The organism is Streptomyces sp. NPDC001381, from assembly GCF_042895685.1.
In the GTDB taxonomy this organism is placed as follows: domain Bacteria; phylum Actinomycetota; class Actinomycetes; order Streptomycetales; family Streptomycetaceae; genus Streptomyces.
This window is the reverse complement of the sequence record NZ_JBIAWO010000001.1, coordinates 570,307-585,047: the sequence shown is the minus strand read 5'-3', so window position 1 is coordinate 585,047 and position 14,741 is coordinate 570,307. Positions and strand designations below refer to the sequence as shown.

Here is a 14,741-nt window from a genome sequence, read left to right as displayed (position 1 = left end):
GCCCCTTCGCGGTGCCGTCGCCGGCGTTCCTCAGCGGCCCTTGTACGACTCCACGTAACCGTTCGCGGGCGTGCCCACGCCGGTGACGTCGTCGTAGCCCTTGACCGCGGACAGCGAGCTGTCCTTGCCGAGACTGCGGACGGAGGTCAGCAGACCGTCGGCGGCGTCGTAGCCGTTGGCGAAGTCGACCCGCGCCACGGCGAGCCCGGACCCCGTGGGGTTGTCCGTGACGTCGTGGTAGACCCGCGAGCCGTACTTGGAGTAGATCGACGGGTTGGCGAAACCGATCGCCTTGCCGCCGCGCGCCTCCTGCGCCAGGGCCTGGACGGCCGCGATGACCGGCGCGGCCAGCGAGGTGCCGCCGATGCGGTACTCGCTGTACTGCTCGGACCCGTCCGGGAAGGTCTGGGTCTGGCCGACCTTGAAGCCGGTGTTCGGGTCGGCGATCGCCGCGATGTCCGGGACGACCCGGTTGCCGGCCGCGTTGTTGGCCGTGGCCAGCGCGTTCGGGACGACGCCCTTCTGGTAGTACGGCTCGGCGACGGTCTTGCTGGTGCCGCCGCCCGCACCCGAGGTGAACGCGCCGGGGAAGCCGGTCCAGCTCCTGCCGTCGTCGGACAGCATGGCCTTCTCGGTGCCCCAGCCGGTCTCCCACAGGTACTTGTCGCCCTTGCCGACCGCCAGCGAGGTGCCGCCGACGGCCGTCACCCACGCCGAGTTGGCCGGGGTGTCGACCTGCTTCGTACCGGTGTTGGCGACCTCGTCGCCGTTGTCGCCCGAGGAGAAGTAGAAGCCGATGCCCTCGACCGCGCCGAACTGGAAGACCTGGTCGTAGGCGGCCGCCAGGTCCGGCGTCTGGTTGGCCTCGATGTCGCCCCAGGAGTTGGAGACGATGTCGGCCAGGTGGTTGTCGACGATCTTGCCGAGCGAGTCGAGCAGGTCGTCGTCGTAGCAGGACGAGGCGCCGACGTAGGTGACGCTCGCGGCCGGCGCGACCGCGTGCACGGCCTCGACGTCGAGGGTCTCCTCGCCGTACCAGCCGGCCGCCCCGCACTCCTCGGTCTTGGTGTAGTTCTTCGGCAGGACCTGGGTCAGCTGGCCCGTCTTCCAGGCCGCGTCGCCGTGCGCCTTCGCGTAGGCGGCCGCGTCGTAGGCGATCGTCGGCGAGGCGTACGCGTCGGTGATGGCGATGCGCACGCCCTTGCCCGTGCGGGTGCCCGCGCCGTAGGCGGCGCGCAACTGCTTGCCGGTGTACCCCTGGACGGCGTACGGGATCTTCGTGCCGTACGCGTCCGGGAGCGTGCTCGCGATGGCCGAGCCGTAGTACGAGGAGAAGGGCCCGGAGTTCTTGAACACCGCGTCCGGCGGCGGGAGCTGGTCCTTGGCGCCGGCCTTGTGCGGCGCGTTGTCCAGGCCGGTGACGGTCAGGACGGCACCGTCCAGGCTCTCGGGCGCCGAGGCCGCCTTCGACGGCGCGCGGTACGTCCTGCCGCCCTTGGCGTAGTTGTGCAGCTGGGTGCCGAACGCCTTCTCGGCGGCGGCCACGTCACCGCTGACGGAGACGTAGTGCCGCGTGGTGCCCGTGACCTTGAGACCGGCCGCCGTCAGCCACGCCTCGACCGCGGCCACCTGCGCCTTGGTCGCGCCGAAGCGGGACCGCGCCTGCCGGGCGGAGAGGTACTTGCCGTAGGCCGGGGAGGACGGGTCGGACACCGCCTTCGCGTACGCGGCGAGGCCGTCGGCGTCCCGCCCCGCGAGATACACGCGGGCGGAGACCCGGGCGCTGTCCGAGGTCGCGCCCTTGTCCGCCTTGGCCGTCGCCCACGCGGGCTTGGTCCCGGCCAGCGTGTCACGGGCCGGACCGTCCGCGGCGTGCGCCGCGGGTATGCCGAGCGCCAGCGCGCCGGCGATCATGGGCAGTGTCGCTGCCATGCTCACCCCGGCGCGCAGCGCGGCACGGTTGGATCTCATCGGACCCCCTGTATGTGGTTCGACGCGAGTGGATCACTCGACGTGCGGGCCACTCTTGCGACGAACCGTTCATGCCAGGGGAATGCGCACCCCAAGAAGCGGCCAAGTGACCGCTTCCTGGGCTGATTTGACGGATACGTCCGTGAAATCGAGGGAAAACCCTATGGGGGTCCGCGGGGCGGGCTACGGCTTGGCTCCCCGCGCCTTCAGCAGGTCCGTCATCAGGTCGATCTCCGACTGCTGCGCCTCGACCATGCCCTGCGCGAGCCGCTTCTCCACCTTGACCGTGCACTTCGCCGCACAGCCCTCGGCCATGTGGATGCCGCCCTTGTGATGGGCCGTCATGAGCCGGAGATAGAACACCTCGGCCTGCTCGCCGTCGAGGGTGCCGAGCTTCTCCAGTTCGGCGTCGGTGGCCATGCCGGGCATCAGCGCGCCGTCCTCGCCGTCGCTCATGCCGCCCATGCCCATCCAGGTCATGGGCGCGTCGGAGGACACCTTGGGCAGTCCCCACAGATCGAGCCAGCCGAGGAGCATGCCGCGCTGGTTGGCCTGCGTCTGGGCGATGTCGTAGGCGAGCCGCCGCACCTCCTCGTCGTCCGTCCGGTCCCGCACGATGTACGACATCTCGACGGCCTGCTGGTGATGGACGGCCATGTCCCGGGCGAACCCGGCGTCCGCGGAGTCCGCGGCGGGGGTCGCGGTGTCCGGCCCGCCGTCCTCGGCGACGGCGTAGGTGAGCGCACCGACCGCGACCAGGACCGCCGCCGCCGTTCCCGCGACCAGGCCCGCGTGCCGGCTCACTTCATCGTCCCGCCGGTGCACGAGGCGCCCGGCTCGGGCGTCTGCTCACCCTGCACGAACTTCTGGAAGAACGTGTCCACGTCCGGGTCGTCGGCGCCGGTCACCGTCCGCTGCCTGCCCCACGCCGTGAGCATGATCGGGTCGGCCTGCTTGTCGTCGGGGCTCATGAACGTGTACGGCGTCTTCTTCACCTTCGCCGCGAGCGCCTCGACGTCGGCCTTGCCGGCCTCGCTGTTGTACGTCACCCAGACCGCGCCGTGCTCCAGCGAGTGCACGGCGTTCATGTTGTCGACCGGCTCGGTGTACACGTCGCCGTTGCAGTTCAGCCAGACCGGGTCGTGGTTGCCGCCGACCGGGGGCTCCACCGGGTACTTCACGGTCTTGGAGACGTGCGTCCGCCCGAGCGTCCCCTTCCAGGTCTTCACCCCGTCCGAACCGGTGGTGAAGTGCCCCGAGGACTTGGAGTCGGCGGCGGGGGCGTCGTCGCCGGACTGCGACTTCACCACGAACACCCCGCCCGCCACCAGCGCGGCGACGGCGACGGCGCTGCCGGTGATCACGAGGAACCGGCCGCGCCGCTCGCGGGCCTGCTGAGCCCGCCGCATCTGCTCTATGCGCGCCTTGCGTTCGGCACTGCTGGACTTGTTGGCGGAACCCATGAGCCTGTCCTTCTGGGGGAAAGGGGCGGGACGGTCGGGCGGTACGAGTGCGCTGATCGTAATGGGGGAGCGGGGGAACGGCGTAGACAGGTCACAGCCAGGCCGGCCCCGGCCGATAATTTGAAGGACAGATGCGTATTATCTACCCTTCCCCCATGCGCCTCCTGCGATCCACCGACCTGGCCCTGCGCTTCCTCATGCGCCTCGCGGTCGCGGGCGAGACCACCCCCACGACGCGCGAGGTGGCGGCCTCGATGGAGGTCCCCTACACCCACGCCGCCAAGGTCGTGGCCGAACTCCAGCACCTCGGCCTCCTGGAGGCCCGCCGGGGCAGGGGCGGCGGCCTGTCCCTGACCGAGAAGGGGCGCAAGGCGTCGGTGGGCGGCCTGGTCCGCACCTTCGAGGGCGAGGGCGACGTGGTCGAATGCGAGGGGGCCACGCCCTGCCCCCTGAACGCGGCCTGCCGTCTGCGCGGCGCCCTGCGCCGCGCCCAGGAGGCGTTCTTCGCGTCCCTGGACCCGATCAAGATCGAGGACATCGTGGCGGACCCGACGGGACCGGTGCTGCTGGGGATCTCCAGGCGGCCCTGAGGCTCCTGGCCGCCCGCGCCGGCCCCGGGCCCGCCACCCGCGCTGATCCGCCGCCGGTGGTGGGCCCGCGGTCACGACGCCTGTCAGGGCCTTCTTGTGCCGTCAGGCCGCCGCCAGCCAGAGGTCCGGGCCGAACACCTCGTAGTGGATGTCGGCCGCGGCCACGCCCTTCTCGATCAGCTGCGCCCGCACCGCCCGCATGAACGGCAGCGGCCCGCACAGGTACGCGCGCGTGCCCGCGGGGACGGGGACGTCCGTGAGGTCGGCCAGGCCCGTCGCGGTGCCCTCCGGCGCCTCCCGCTCGTACCACAGGTGCACGGACGCCTCCGGGAGCTTCGCCGCGTACGCCTCGTGGTCGGCGCGCAGGGCGTGGGCCGCGGGGGAGCGGTCGGCGTGGACGACCGTGACCGGGGCCCGGTGGCCCGTCGCCGCCAGGTGCGCCAGCATCGCCACCATCGGGGTCACGCCGATCCCGGCCGAGGCCAGCAGCAGGGGCGTGTCCCGGGCGTCGTCGAGGACCAGGTCGCCGTACGGCTCGGACAGCTCCAGCACGTCGCCCTCCCGCACGTGCGCGTGGAGGTGGTTGGAGACCTCGCCGTCCGGGGCCGTCCCGTCACCGGGGACCCGCTTGACGCTGATCTGGCGTACGGCGGAGTCCGGGGCGCCCGAGAGGCTGTACTGGCGTATCTGGCGGGCGCCGTCGGGGAGACCGACGCGGACGGAGACGTACTGGCCGGCGCGGAACTCCCGTACCTGTCCGGCGTCGAGCGGGCTCAGCCGGAGGGTGACGACGTCCTCGGTCTCCGGGAGGCGTTCCACGACCTTCCACCGCCGCCACTCGCCCGCGCCCCCGCGCTCCTCGTACAGCCGCCGCTCGATCGCGATCAGCGCGTTCGCCATCAGCCAGTAGACCTCGGTCCAGGCGGCGGCGACCTCGGGGGTGACCGCGTCGCCCAGGACGGCGGCGATCGCGCCGAAGAGGTGCTCGTACACCACCTCGTACTGCTCGGGCGCGACACCCAGGGAGGCGTGCTTGTGGGCGATGCGGGAAAGCATCGCGTCCGGGCGGGTGTCCGGGTGCTCCACGAGGTGGGTCGCGAAGGCGGCGATGGAACCCGCCAGGGCCTGGCGCTGGGTGCCCGCGGCCTGGTTGCCGCGGTTGAAGAGGTCGCGCAGGAGTTCGGGGTGGGCCGTGAACAGGTCGGCGTAGAAGCGTTCGGTGATCTCGCCGATCGCCGCGCCCACGGCGGGGAGCGTGGCGCGGACGGTGGCTGCGGACTGCTCGGACAGCATCGGGTCTCCTCTGGGCTCGCCGGCGCTGCGGGCCGGCGTTCGGCTGAGCCGCACGCTAGTTAAACTTGCATCTGAGATGCAAATTAACGAGGTGGGAGGGACTGAGGGGGCCGGGCATTACGGATGTCAGTCCGAGCAGGCAAGATGGGCGGGAGAGCAGTACACCTGCCTGACGTGAGGCGTTCAGGGCGGGGTCGCCCAGGCGATCATGGTCCGCAACGCGCACGAAATGGTGTTGTGGTGGGATGCTCGGGTGCCCGACCGCCTCTCGCGGGACGAGGGACAGGCGGCCTGACCAGCAAGGATGGGGAAGCGGAAGATGGACAAGCAGCAGGAGTTCGTGCTCCGGACCTTGGAGGAGCGCGACATCCGGTTCGTACGCCTGTGGTTCACGGACGTGCTGGGCTTCCTCAAGTCCGTCGCCGTGGCCCCGGCCGAGCTCGAGCAGGCGTTCGACGAGGGGATCGGCTTCGACGGCTCCGCGATCGAGGGCTTCGCCCGGGTCTACGAGTCCGACATGATCGCCAAGCCGGACCCGTCCACCTTCCAGGTCCTGCCCTGGCGCGCGGAGGCCCCCGGCACCGCCCGCATGTTCTGCGACATCCTCATGCCGGACGGCTCCCCGTCCTTCGCGGACCCGCGCTACGTGCTCAAGCGAGCCCTCGCCCGCGCCTCCGACCTGGGCTTCACCTTCTACACCCACCCGGAGATCGAGTTCTTCCTGCTGAAGGACAAGCCGGTCGACGGCTCCCGCCCGACCCCCGCCGACAACTCGGGTTACTTCGACCACACCCCGCAGAACGTGGGCATGGACTTCCGCCGCCAGGCGATCACCATGCTGGAGTCGATGGGCATCTCGGTCGAGTTCTCCCACCACGAGGGCGCCCCCGGCCAGCAGGAGATCGACCTCCGCTACGCCGACGCGCTCTCCACGGCCGACAACATCATGACCTTCCGCCTGGTCATGAAGCAGGTGGCGCTGGAGCAGGGCGTGCAGGCGACCTTCATGCCGAAGCCGTTCTCCGAGCACCCGGGCTCCGGCATGCACACCCACCTGTCCCTGTTCGAGGGCGACCGCAACGCGTTCTACGAGTCCGGCGCCGAGTACCAGCTCTCGAAGGTCGGCCGGTCCTTCATCGCCGGCCTGCTGAAGCACGCCGCCGAGATCGCCGCCGTCACCAACCAGTGGGTCAACTCCTACAAGCGCATCTGGGGCGGCACCGAGCGCACCGCGGGCGCCGGCGGCGAGGCCCCCTCGTACATCTGCTGGGGCCACAACAACCGCTCCGCCCTGGTCCGCGTCCCCATGTACAAGCCCGGCAAGACCGGCTCCGCCCGCATCGAGGTCCGCTCCCTCGACTCCGGCGCCAACCCCTACCTGGCCTACGCCATGCTCCTCGCCGCCGGCCTCAAGGGCGTCGAGGAGGGCTACGAGCTTCCGCCGGGCGCCGAGGACGACGTCTGGGCCCTCTCCGACGCGGAGCGACGCGCCATGGGCATCGAGCCGCTGCCCCAGAACCTCGGCGAGGCCCTCACCCTGATGGAACGCAGCGACCTCGTCGCCGAGACACTCGGCGAGCACGTCTTCGACTTCTTCCTGCGCAACAAGAAGCAGGAGTGGGAGGAGTACCGCTCGGAGGTCACCGCGTTCGAGCTGCGGAAGAACCTGCCGGTCCTGTAGGGCCCGGGGGCGTCGGCGCGCCCCGGGGCGCGCGGGGGTGCGGCGGCCCTTCCCGGTGGGGGCTTGTCGCGCTCGTGGGGCGGGGCCGCGTTCCGGTGCGGTTCCGCGGGCCTTCGGGGCGGCTGCTCAGCCGCCGGTGCCGGCGAGCACCTGGTGCAGGGGTTCCGTCAGTCTGCGGCGGTACTCCTGGATCGCCCAGCCGTTGCCGTCCGGGTCCTTGAAGTACATGAAGGTGGCGCCGTCCTGAGGGGCGAAGCGCTGGGGTTCGGTGACGTCCAGGCCGCGGGCGGTCAGTTCCCGGTAGGCCGCGTCGGCGTCCGTGACGCAGAGCTGCAGGCCGTGGTAGCTGCCGGGCCGAGGCGTGCCCGTGGGCACCTGGAGACCGCCGGCCAGGGCGATCGAACAGCCCGAGCCGGGCGGAGTGAGCTGGACGATGCGTACGCCCTCCATGACCTCGCCGTCGAGGTCCACGTGGAAGCCGACCTTGTCCCGGTAGAACTCCTTGGCGCGGTCCACGTCGGACACCGGCAGCAGGACCACCTCTAGCGACATGTCCATGGTTTGGCTCCTCGCCTCCCTCGGCCCTCCGGCTCCGTCGCCGCGGCCGCTCCTGTTCCACGGAACCCGAAACCGGCACGGGGCGCCACCGAGGGGCGCGGGTTACGCTCGGGGGCGTACGACCTTGATCCGAGGGAGGGCCGGGGATGGCGCCGGGGCGCAGGAGCAGTACCTTCACTCGGCTGCTGCGGCACGGCTTCACGGACCCCTCCGCCGCCGAGCGGCTGCTGGACGGGCCTGAGCTGTCCCCGGTGCGCAGCGATCCGTTCCTGCTGGAGGCGCTGGGGGCGACCGCCGACCCGGATCTCGCGCTGCGCGGGCTCGTACGGCTGCTGGAGGCCCAGTCCGGGCCCACGGCCCGCCGGGGACTGCTCGACACCCTGATAGCGGCCAAGCCGTTGCGGGACCGGCTGCTGGGAGTGCTGGGAGCGTCCGCCGCCCTCGCCGACCACCTGGCCCGGCATCCCCGGGACTGGGAGGCGCTGCTCACGTACGAGCCCAGGGATCTGCATCCCGGGGTGGAGGAGTTCGAACGGGGGCTCGCGGAGGCGGACGACCCGGTGTCCCTGCGGGTCGCCTACCGGCGGTGTCTGCTGTCGATCGCCGCGCGGGACGTGTGCGGGACGACCGATGTCGCTCAGACCGCGGCCGAGCTCGCCGACCTGGCCACGGCCACCCTGCGGGCCGCGCTCGGCATCGCACGGAGTGCCGCGCCCGAGGAGGCGGCGCTGTGCCGGCTCGCCGTCATCGCCATGGGGAAGTGCGGCGGCCACGAGCTGAACTACGTGTCCGACGTGGACGTCATCTTCGTGGGGGAGGCCGCCGACGGGGCCGACGAGGGCAAGGCGCTGCGGGCCGCCACCAAGCTCGCCTCCCACATGATGCGGATCTGTTCCGAGACGACCGTCGAGGGCACCATCTGGCCCGTCGACGCCAATCTGCGGCCCGAGGGGCGCAACGGGCCGCTCGTGCGGACGCTGAGCAGCCATCTCGCCTACTACCAGCGGTGGGCCAAGACCTGGGAGTTCCAGGCGCTGCTCAAGGCCCGGCCGGTGGCGGGGGACCTGGAGCTGGGGGCCGAGTACATCGCCGCCGTCGAGCCGCTGGTGTGGAAGGCGGCCGAGCGGGAGAACTTCGTCGCCGACGTGCAGAAGATGCGGCGGCGAGTCGTCGAGAACATTCCGGCCGCCGAGGTCGAGCGTGAGCTGAAGCTCGGGCCCGGCGGGCTGCGGGACGTCGAGTTCGCCGTGCAGCTGCTGCAGTTGGTGCACGGGCGGTCCGACGCCTCGCTGAGGAGCGGGACGACTCTGGACGCCCTGCAGGCCCTGGCCGCGGGCGGGTATGTGGGGCGGGCGGACGCCGTCCAGCTCGACGACGCCTACCGCTTCCTGCGGTCCATGGAGCACCGGATCCAGCTCTACCGGCTGCGCCGGACCCATCTCGTCCCCGAGCAGGAGGACGACCAGCGGCGGCTCGGGCGGTCGTTGGGGCTGCGGGCCGATCCGGTCGGGGAGCTGAACCGGGAGTGGAAGCGGCACGCGGCCGTGGTGCGGCGGCTGCACGAGAAGATCTTCTACCGGCCGCTGCTGGACGCGGTGGCCCAACTCGCCACCGGCGAGGCCCGGTTGAGCCTGGCCGCGGCCCGGGAGCGGCTGGTCGCCCTGGGGTACGCGGATCCCGGTTCCGCGCTGAGGCATCTGGAGGCGCTGGCTTCGGGCGTCAGCCGGAAGGCCGCCATCCAGCGGACGCTGCTGCCGGTGCTGCTGGCGTGGTTCGCCGACTCCGCCGATCCGGACGCCGGGCTGCTCAACTTCCGCAAGGTGTCCGACGCGTTGGGGAAGACGCCGTGGTATCTGAGGCTGCTGAGGGACGAGGGGGCCGCGGCCGAGAACCTCGCCCGGGTGCTGTCCGCCGGGCGGCTCGCTCCCGATCTGCTGATGCGGGCGCCGGAGGCCGTCGCGCTGCTGGGCGACGCCGACGGCGACGGGGGCGGGCTCCAGCCGCGCGGGCGGGCGCACCTGGAGCAGGAGATCCTGGCCACGGTGGGGCGCGCGGAGAACGCCCAGCAGGCCGTCACCGCGGCGCGCGGGGTGCGGCGGCGGGAGCTGTTCCGTACGGCCGCGGGGGACATCGTCGGTTCGTACGGCACCGAGATGCAGCCGGCCGAGCCCGATCAGGGGGCGCTGGTGGACCGGGTGGGGGCCGCCGTCTCGGACCTGACGGCCGCCACCCTGGCCGGGACGTTGCGGGCCGTGGTGCGGGAGGGCTGGGGGGACAGTCTGCCCACCCGGTTCGCGGTGATCGGCATGGGGCGGTTCGGCGGGCACGAACTGGGATACGGCTCGGACGCGGACGTCCTGTTCGTGCACGAGCCGCGGGAAGGCGTCGAGGAGCGGGAGGCCGGCGAGGCCGCCAACCGGGTCGTCGCCGAGATGCGGCGGCTGCTGCAGATCCCCAGTGCCGATCCGCCGTTGCTGGTCGACGCCGATCTGCGGCCCGAGGGCAAGTCCGGGCCGCTCGTACGGACGCTGAAGTCGTACGAGGCCTACTACCGGCGGTGGTCGCTGGTGTGGGAGTCGCAGGCGCTGCTGCGGGCCGAACCCGTGGCGGGGGACGAGGAGTTGGGGCGGCGGTTCATCGAGCTGATCGATCCGCTGCGGTATCCGGCGGACGGGCTCGGGGAGGATGCCGTGCGGGAGATCCGGCGGCTGAAGGCCCGGATGGAGTCGGAGCGGATGCCCCGGGGGGCGGATCCGAAGCTGCACACCAAGCTGGGGCCGGGCGGGCTGTCCGACGTGGAGTGGACCGTGCAGTTGCTGCAGATGCGGCACGGGTGGGGGGAGCCGGGGCTGCGGACCACACGGACCCGGGAGGCGCTGAGCGCGGCGCGTGCGGCCGGGGTCATCTCGGAGGAGGACGCGGAGATCCTCGACGAGGCGTGGGTGCTGGCCACGCGGGTGCGCAACGCCGTGATGCTGGTGCGGGGGCGGGCGGGGGACACGTTTCCCTCGGAGAGCCGGGAGCTGGCTGCCGTGGGCCGGTATCTGGGGTACGGGCCCGGGCGGGTGGGGGAGCTGCTGGACGGGTACCGGCGGACGGCTCGGCGGGCTCGGGGGGTCGTGGAGCAGTTGTTCTACGGGGGGTGAGCGGGGCTGTGCGGGAGGACTCGCCGTTGCGGGGCTGAGGAGAGTTCCGCGCCCGCCCACCCGCCGCCCACCTGCCCGCCCGCCCGTGTGGGCGGGGCGGGGCCGTGAGGGCTGTCACGTGGTGGTCCGCAGGGTTCTCGCGTGGTTCATCAGGCCTTGCAGGCCTGTTTCGAAGGCTCGGTCCGCCCTGTTCTCCGAGACCGCCGCCAGGGCTTCGGCCAGGTGGGGGGTGGGGGTGTCGTCCGTCAGTTCCCACATCGTCTCGGGGGCCGCGAGGTCCAGGGCCGAGCCCAGGACCAGGTTCTCCAGGGCGATGATCATCGGCATCACGTCGGCGGGGGCGAAACCCGCGTCCAGGAGGAGGGTCACCGCCCGTTCGTACTGTTCCAGGACGCGGGGGGCCCGCACGGGGGAGGTCATCAGCAGCGGGATCGTCCTCGGGTGCGCGGCGAACGCGGCCCGGTAGGAGCGGGCCCAGGACTCCAGCGCCCGGTCCCAGGGGGTGAGGTCGAGGGTCCGCGGGTCGATCGCGGAGGCGACCCGTTCGCGCAGGAGTTCCACTATGCCGTCGCGGCCGTCCACGTGGTGGTACACCGAGCCGGTCTGCACGCCGAGCCGTCTGGCGATCTGCGGCACGCTGAACTCTCCCTGCTCGTCGATGAGTTGCAGCGCGGTCGTGGTGATGCGCTCGCGGTCGAGGAGCGGTGTGCGCGGCCGTCCCATGTGTGCGTTCTCCCCGTGGATGTCGGACGAAGGTCGGTGAGGGGCTTCCCGGATGCCCAGGAGGAGGCTACATTGCCGAAACCGAAAGCCTTTAGATTTACGGGTCCGGGGCAGCCACCCCGCCTCGGGATCGCCGGTCATCCCGCACGCCCGGAACCCTCCCGTCCGCCGCGCTCGAAGGGCTTCCCATGTCCGTCACCACCCCCGAGAAGAGAACGCCGCCCGCCGCGGCGACCCTCCGCTCCGGCTCGCTCGGCACCGCCGACATCGCCTTCTTCGTCGTCTCCGCCGCCGCCCCGCTCACCGTCATGGCGGGCGTCGCCCCGCTCGCGATCCTGCTCGGCGGCGTCGGCGCCCCGGCCGGCTACCTCATCGCCGGTCTCACCCTCGCCGTCTTCGCCGTCGGCTTCACCACCATGAGCCGGCACGTGCGCAGCGGCGGCGCCTTCTACGCGTACATCACCCGGGGGCTCGGGCGTCCCGTCGGCATCGGTGCCGCGCTGCTCGCCCTCATCGGCTACAACGGCATGGAGATCGGCGTCTACGGTCTCCTCGGCACCGCCGGTCACGACACCGCGCGGGCCCTCTTCGGCACCGACGTGCCCTGGCTGCCGATCGCCCTCGCCGGGCTGCTGGTCATCGGCTACGGCGGCTACCGCTCCATCGACTTCGGCGCCAAGCTGCTGGGGGTGCTGCTCGCCGCGGAGACCGGGATCCTGCTGCTGCTCGCCGGCGGTGTGCTGGTCAAGGGGGGCGCGCACGGGCTCTCCGGGGCGTCCTTCGCGCCGGGCAACGTGCTCGTGCCGGGTACGGCCGTCGTCCTCGCCTTCGCCTTCGCCGCCTTCACCGGGTTCGAGTCGACCGTCATCTACCGGCGCGAGGCCCGCGACCCCGAGCGGACCGTGCCGCGCGCGACGTACGCGGCCATCGGGTTCCTCGGGCTCTTCTACGCCTTCATCGTGTGGATCACCATCCAGGCCTTCGGCGACCGCGACGTGATCGCGGCCGCCGCCAAGGACCCCGGCGGGCTCTTCTTCTCCGCCATCACCACCTACGTGGGGGGCTGGGCGGCCGACCTGATGCACGTCTTCATCGTCACCAGCGTCATCGCCTCCCTGCTCGCCTTCCACAACGCCATCAACCGGTACGTCCTCGCGCTCGCCGAGGAGGGAGTGCTGCCCGCCGCCCTCGGCCGTATCCACCCCCGGCACCGCTCCCCGTACGTCGCCGGTGTCGCACAGACCGTCCTCGGCGCGGTCGTGGTGATCGGGTTCTGGGCGGCAGGCGCCGACCCGTACCAGCAGCTGCTGCTGTGGGTCAACACCCCGGGCATGATCGGACTGTTCGTGCTCCAGCTGCTCGCCGCGATCGCCGTCCCCTGCTACTTCCGCCGGGTGCGGCACCAGGAGGGCGTGCTGCGCACTGTGGTCGCGCCGGTCGTCGCCGCCGTGCTGCTCGCCACCGCCATAGGGCTCGTGATCACTCACATCGACCTGTTCACCGGCGCCTCCGACACCGTGAACACCGTGCTGATCGTGCTGGCGCCCGCCGTCTTCGCCGGGGGCCTCGGCCTCGCGTGGTGGCTGCGCCGCGCGCGGCCCCGGGTGTACGCCGCCTTCGCCGCCGAGCCGGCCGAGCCCGGTGAACCCGCCGTGCCCGTCGAGTCCGCCGTGCCCGGTGAGTCCGCCGTGCCCGTCGAGTCCGCACCGCTCGCCGAACAGCCCTGACCCGCAGACAAAGGGAGTCACCCGCATGACCGACCTGATCCTCGCCGGTGCCAAGGTCCGCACCCTCGACCCCGCCCGGCCCCACGCCACCGCCGTCGCCGTCCGCGACGGGCTGATCGCCGCCGTCGGCGACGAGAGCGACGTACGCGACTGGCGCGGGCCGGGCACCGAGGTCGTCCCCCTGGAGGGTGCGCACCTCGTGCCCGGGCTGGTGGACGCGCACAGCCACCCCGTGTGGGGGCTGGACATGGCGACCGGCGTGGATCTGTCGGGGGTGACCGATCCGGCGGGGCTGCGGGCCGCCCTGGCCGGTGCCGAGCGGATCGGCGGGTGGGTGGTCGGCTTCGGGCTGGACCACAACGCCTTCGGCGGGCGGCCCGTCGACCGCGCGCTCGTCGAGGACGTCCTCGACGGGGCCCCGGCCTTCGTGCGCCTGTACGACGGCCACTCCGCGCTGGTCAGCGGCGCGGCACTCGCCGCGGCCGGGGTGACGGGGGCGCGGGAGTTCGCCCAGCGCTCGGAGATCGTGTGCGACGCCGGCGGCCGGCCCACCGGGCACCTCGTCGAGCACGCGGCCATGGAACTGGTGGCGGAGGTGATGCCCCGGCCGTCCCGCGCGGTCCGGCGGGAGCGGCTGGTGGGCCTGCTCGCCGCGATGGCCGCGACCGGGCTGACCGGGGCGCACGTCATGGACGCCGGTGACCCGGAGCTGGTCGCGTCGGTGGCGGAGGAGACCGTGCTGCCGGTGCGGCTGCGGTTCGCGCCCTGGTGCATGCCGGGGATCGACCGGGCCGGACTCGGGGAACTGGTCGCCGGGCAGGGGCGGGGCGGACGGCACTGGGTGGTCGACGGGGTCAAGTTCTTCATGGACGGGACCGTCGAGGGCGGTACCGCCTGGCTGGAGCACGCGGACTGCCACGGCCAGGGGACGGAGGCGTTCTGGCCGGACCCGGACGCGTACGCCGCCGCCGTACGGCATCTGCACGCCGCCGGGGTGCGCACGGCCACGCACGCCATCGGGGACGCGGCCGTACGGCACGTCCTCGACGTGGTGGCGGGACTCGGGGAGGGTGCCCGGGGGCGGCACCGGATCGAGCACGTCGAGACCGCGCCCGACGCGCTGCTGCCGAGGTTCGCCGAGCTGGGGGTGGCCGCGTCGATGCAGCCGCCGCACACCGCGTACACCCGGGCCGACGGCACCGACGAGTGGTCGCGCCGGCTGGGCGCCGGCCGGGCCGGGCACGCCTGGCGGCTGCGTGATCTGCGGGACGCGGGCGCGACGGTCGCCCTCGGCTCGGACTGGCCCATCGCCCCCTACGACGTCCGGGCCGTCCTGACCACGGCGCGTGCGCCACGGGGCGCCGCTGCGAGGAGGGCGGGACTCACGGGGCTGGAGGCGCTGGAGGGGTGTACGACCCATGCGGCGCGGGCGGCGGGAGAGGCCGACCGCGCCGGACGCATCGCCGTCGGCCTGCGGGCCGACCTCACCGCGCTCGGCCTGGACCCGGTGGAGGCCCCGGCGGACGAAGTCGCCGAGGCGCCGGTACGGCTGACCGTGACCGGCGGCCACGTGGTCCACCGGGGGTGAC

At 72.6% G+C, this 14,741-nt stretch carries 11 protein-coding genes; 5 read left to right on the top strand and 6 right to left on the bottom strand.

From position 1 onward, the window contains the following. Positions 1–30 precede the first annotated feature (30 nt). From ACFY2L_RS02615 to ACFY2L_RS02605, 3 genes are all read right to left on the bottom strand, one after another. Positions 31–1,971 (bottom strand): protease pro-enzyme activation domain-containing protein, encoded by a 1,941-nt coding sequence (locus ACFY2L_RS02615; RefSeq protein ID WP_390821295.1) that lies wholly within the window; start codon positions 1,969–1,971, stop codon positions 31–33. Between the two features lie 183 nt (positions 1,972–2,154). Next, positions 2,155–2,775, bottom strand: a complete 621-nt coding sequence (locus ACFY2L_RS02610; protein WP_390655692.1) for a DUF305 domain-containing protein — start codon at positions 2,773–2,775, stop codon at positions 2,155–2,157. Next, positions 2,772–3,434, bottom strand: coding sequence for a DUF3105 domain-containing protein (locus tag ACFY2L_RS02605; protein WP_390821294.1), 663 nt, complete (start codon positions 3,432–3,434; stop codon positions 2,772–2,774). Before ACFY2L_RS02605 ends, ACFY2L_RS02610 begins: the two co-directional genes overlap by 4 nt. A 155-nt stretch (positions 3,435–3,589) precedes the next feature. Between ACFY2L_RS02605 and ACFY2L_RS02600 the strand changes: the two genes are divergently transcribed. Beyond that, positions 3,590–4,024: an Rrf2 family transcriptional regulator gene (locus ACFY2L_RS02600; RefSeq protein WP_390655694.1), complete on the top strand. Its 435-nt coding sequence runs from the start codon at positions 3,590–3,592 to the stop codon at positions 4,022–4,024. Between the two features lie 102 nt (positions 4,025–4,126). On the opposite strand, the gene ACFY2L_RS02595 is transcribed toward ACFY2L_RS02600, so the two are convergent. Beyond that, a complete protein-coding gene (locus tag ACFY2L_RS02595) occupies positions 4,127–5,317 on the bottom strand; it encodes a globin domain-containing protein (RefSeq protein ID WP_390655695.1) in 1,191 nt (396 codons plus the stop codon). 319 nt (positions 5,318–5,636) lie between these two features. Here ACFY2L_RS02595 and glnA point away from each other — a divergent pair, with 319 nt between their 5' ends. Then, positions 5,637–6,998 carry a type I glutamate--ammonia ligase gene (gene glnA / locus ACFY2L_RS02590; protein ID WP_390655696.1) on the top strand — a complete coding sequence of 454 codons (1,362 nt, stop codon included), beginning with the start codon at positions 5,637–5,639 and terminating at the stop codon, positions 6,996–6,998. 126 nt (positions 6,999–7,124) lie between these two features. Here glnA and ACFY2L_RS02585 read toward each other — a convergent pair whose 3' ends face one another. Then, positions 7,125–7,556 carry a VOC family protein gene (locus ACFY2L_RS02585; protein WP_390655697.1) on the bottom strand — a complete coding sequence of 144 codons (432 nt, stop codon included), beginning with the start codon at positions 7,554–7,556 and terminating at the stop codon, positions 7,125–7,127. Positions 7,557–7,702: 146 nt separating this feature from the next. On the opposite strand from ACFY2L_RS02585, the gene ACFY2L_RS02580 reads away from it, so the two are divergent. Beyond that, positions 7,703–10,702 (top strand): bifunctional [glutamine synthetase] adenylyltransferase/[glutamine synthetase]-adenylyl-L-tyrosine phosphorylase, encoded by a 3,000-nt coding sequence (locus ACFY2L_RS02580; protein ID WP_390655698.1) that lies wholly within the window; start codon positions 7,703–7,705, stop codon positions 10,700–10,702. 114 nt (positions 10,703–10,816) lie between these two features. Here ACFY2L_RS02580 and ACFY2L_RS02575 read toward each other — a convergent pair whose 3' ends face one another. Beyond that, entirely contained in the window at positions 10,817–11,425 is a 609-nt protein-coding gene (locus tag ACFY2L_RS02575; protein ID WP_390655699.1) for a TetR/AcrR family transcriptional regulator, read from the bottom strand. A 188-nt stretch (positions 11,426–11,613) separates the two neighbouring features. On the opposite strand from ACFY2L_RS02575, the gene ACFY2L_RS02570 reads away from it, so the two are divergent. Both ACFY2L_RS02570 and ACFY2L_RS02565 read left to right on the top strand, forming a co-directional pair. Then, positions 11,614–13,152, top strand: a complete 1,539-nt coding sequence (locus ACFY2L_RS02570) for an APC family permease (protein ID WP_390821293.1) — start codon at positions 11,614–11,616, stop codon at positions 13,150–13,152. Between the two features lie 25 nt (positions 13,153–13,177). After that, the gene (locus tag ACFY2L_RS02565) at positions 13,178–14,740 is read left to right on the top strand and encodes an amidohydrolase (protein WP_390821292.1); all 1,563 of its coding nucleotides are present in this window, start codon (positions 13,178–13,180) and stop codon (positions 14,738–14,740) included. Position 14,741 lies beyond the last annotated feature (1 nt).

Bases quoted from the DNA above. Each gene is read 5' to 3' on its own strand.
- ACFY2L_RS02615 (WP_390821295.1), bottom strand. From the start codon at position 1,971: ATGAGATCCAACCGTGCCGCGCTGCGCGCCGGGGTGAGCATGGCAGCG.
- ACFY2L_RS02605 (WP_390821294.1), bottom strand. From the start codon at position 3,434: ATGGGTTCCGCCAACAAGTCCAGCAGTGCCGAACGCAAGGCGCGCATA.
- ACFY2L_RS02600 (WP_390655694.1), top strand. From the start codon at position 3,590: ATGCGCCTCCTGCGATCCACCGACCTGGCCCTGCGCTTCCTCATGCGC.
- ACFY2L_RS02595 (WP_390655695.1), bottom strand. From the start codon at position 5,317: ATGCTGTCCGAGCAGTCCGCAGCCACCGTCCGCGCCACGCTCCCCGCC.
- glnA (WP_390655696.1), top strand. From the start codon at position 5,637: ATGGACAAGCAGCAGGAGTTCGTGCTCCGGACCTTGGAGGAGCGCGAC.
- ACFY2L_RS02585 (WP_390655697.1), bottom strand. From the start codon at position 7,556: ATGGACATGTCGCTAGAGGTGGTCCTGCTGCCGGTGTCCGACGTGGAC.
- ACFY2L_RS02580 (WP_390655698.1), top strand. From the start codon at position 7,703: ATGGCGCCGGGGCGCAGGAGCAGTACCTTCACTCGGCTGCTGCGGCAC.
- ACFY2L_RS02575 (WP_390655699.1), bottom strand. From the start codon at position 11,425: ATGGGACGGCCGCGCACACCGCTCCTCGACCGCGAGCGCATCACCACG.
- ACFY2L_RS02570 (WP_390821293.1), top strand. From the start codon at position 11,614: ATGTCCGTCACCACCCCCGAGAAGAGAACGCCGCCCGCCGCGGCGACC.
- ACFY2L_RS02565 (WP_390821292.1), top strand. From the start codon at position 13,178: ATGACCGACCTGATCCTCGCCGGTGCCAAGGTCCGCACCCTCGACCCC.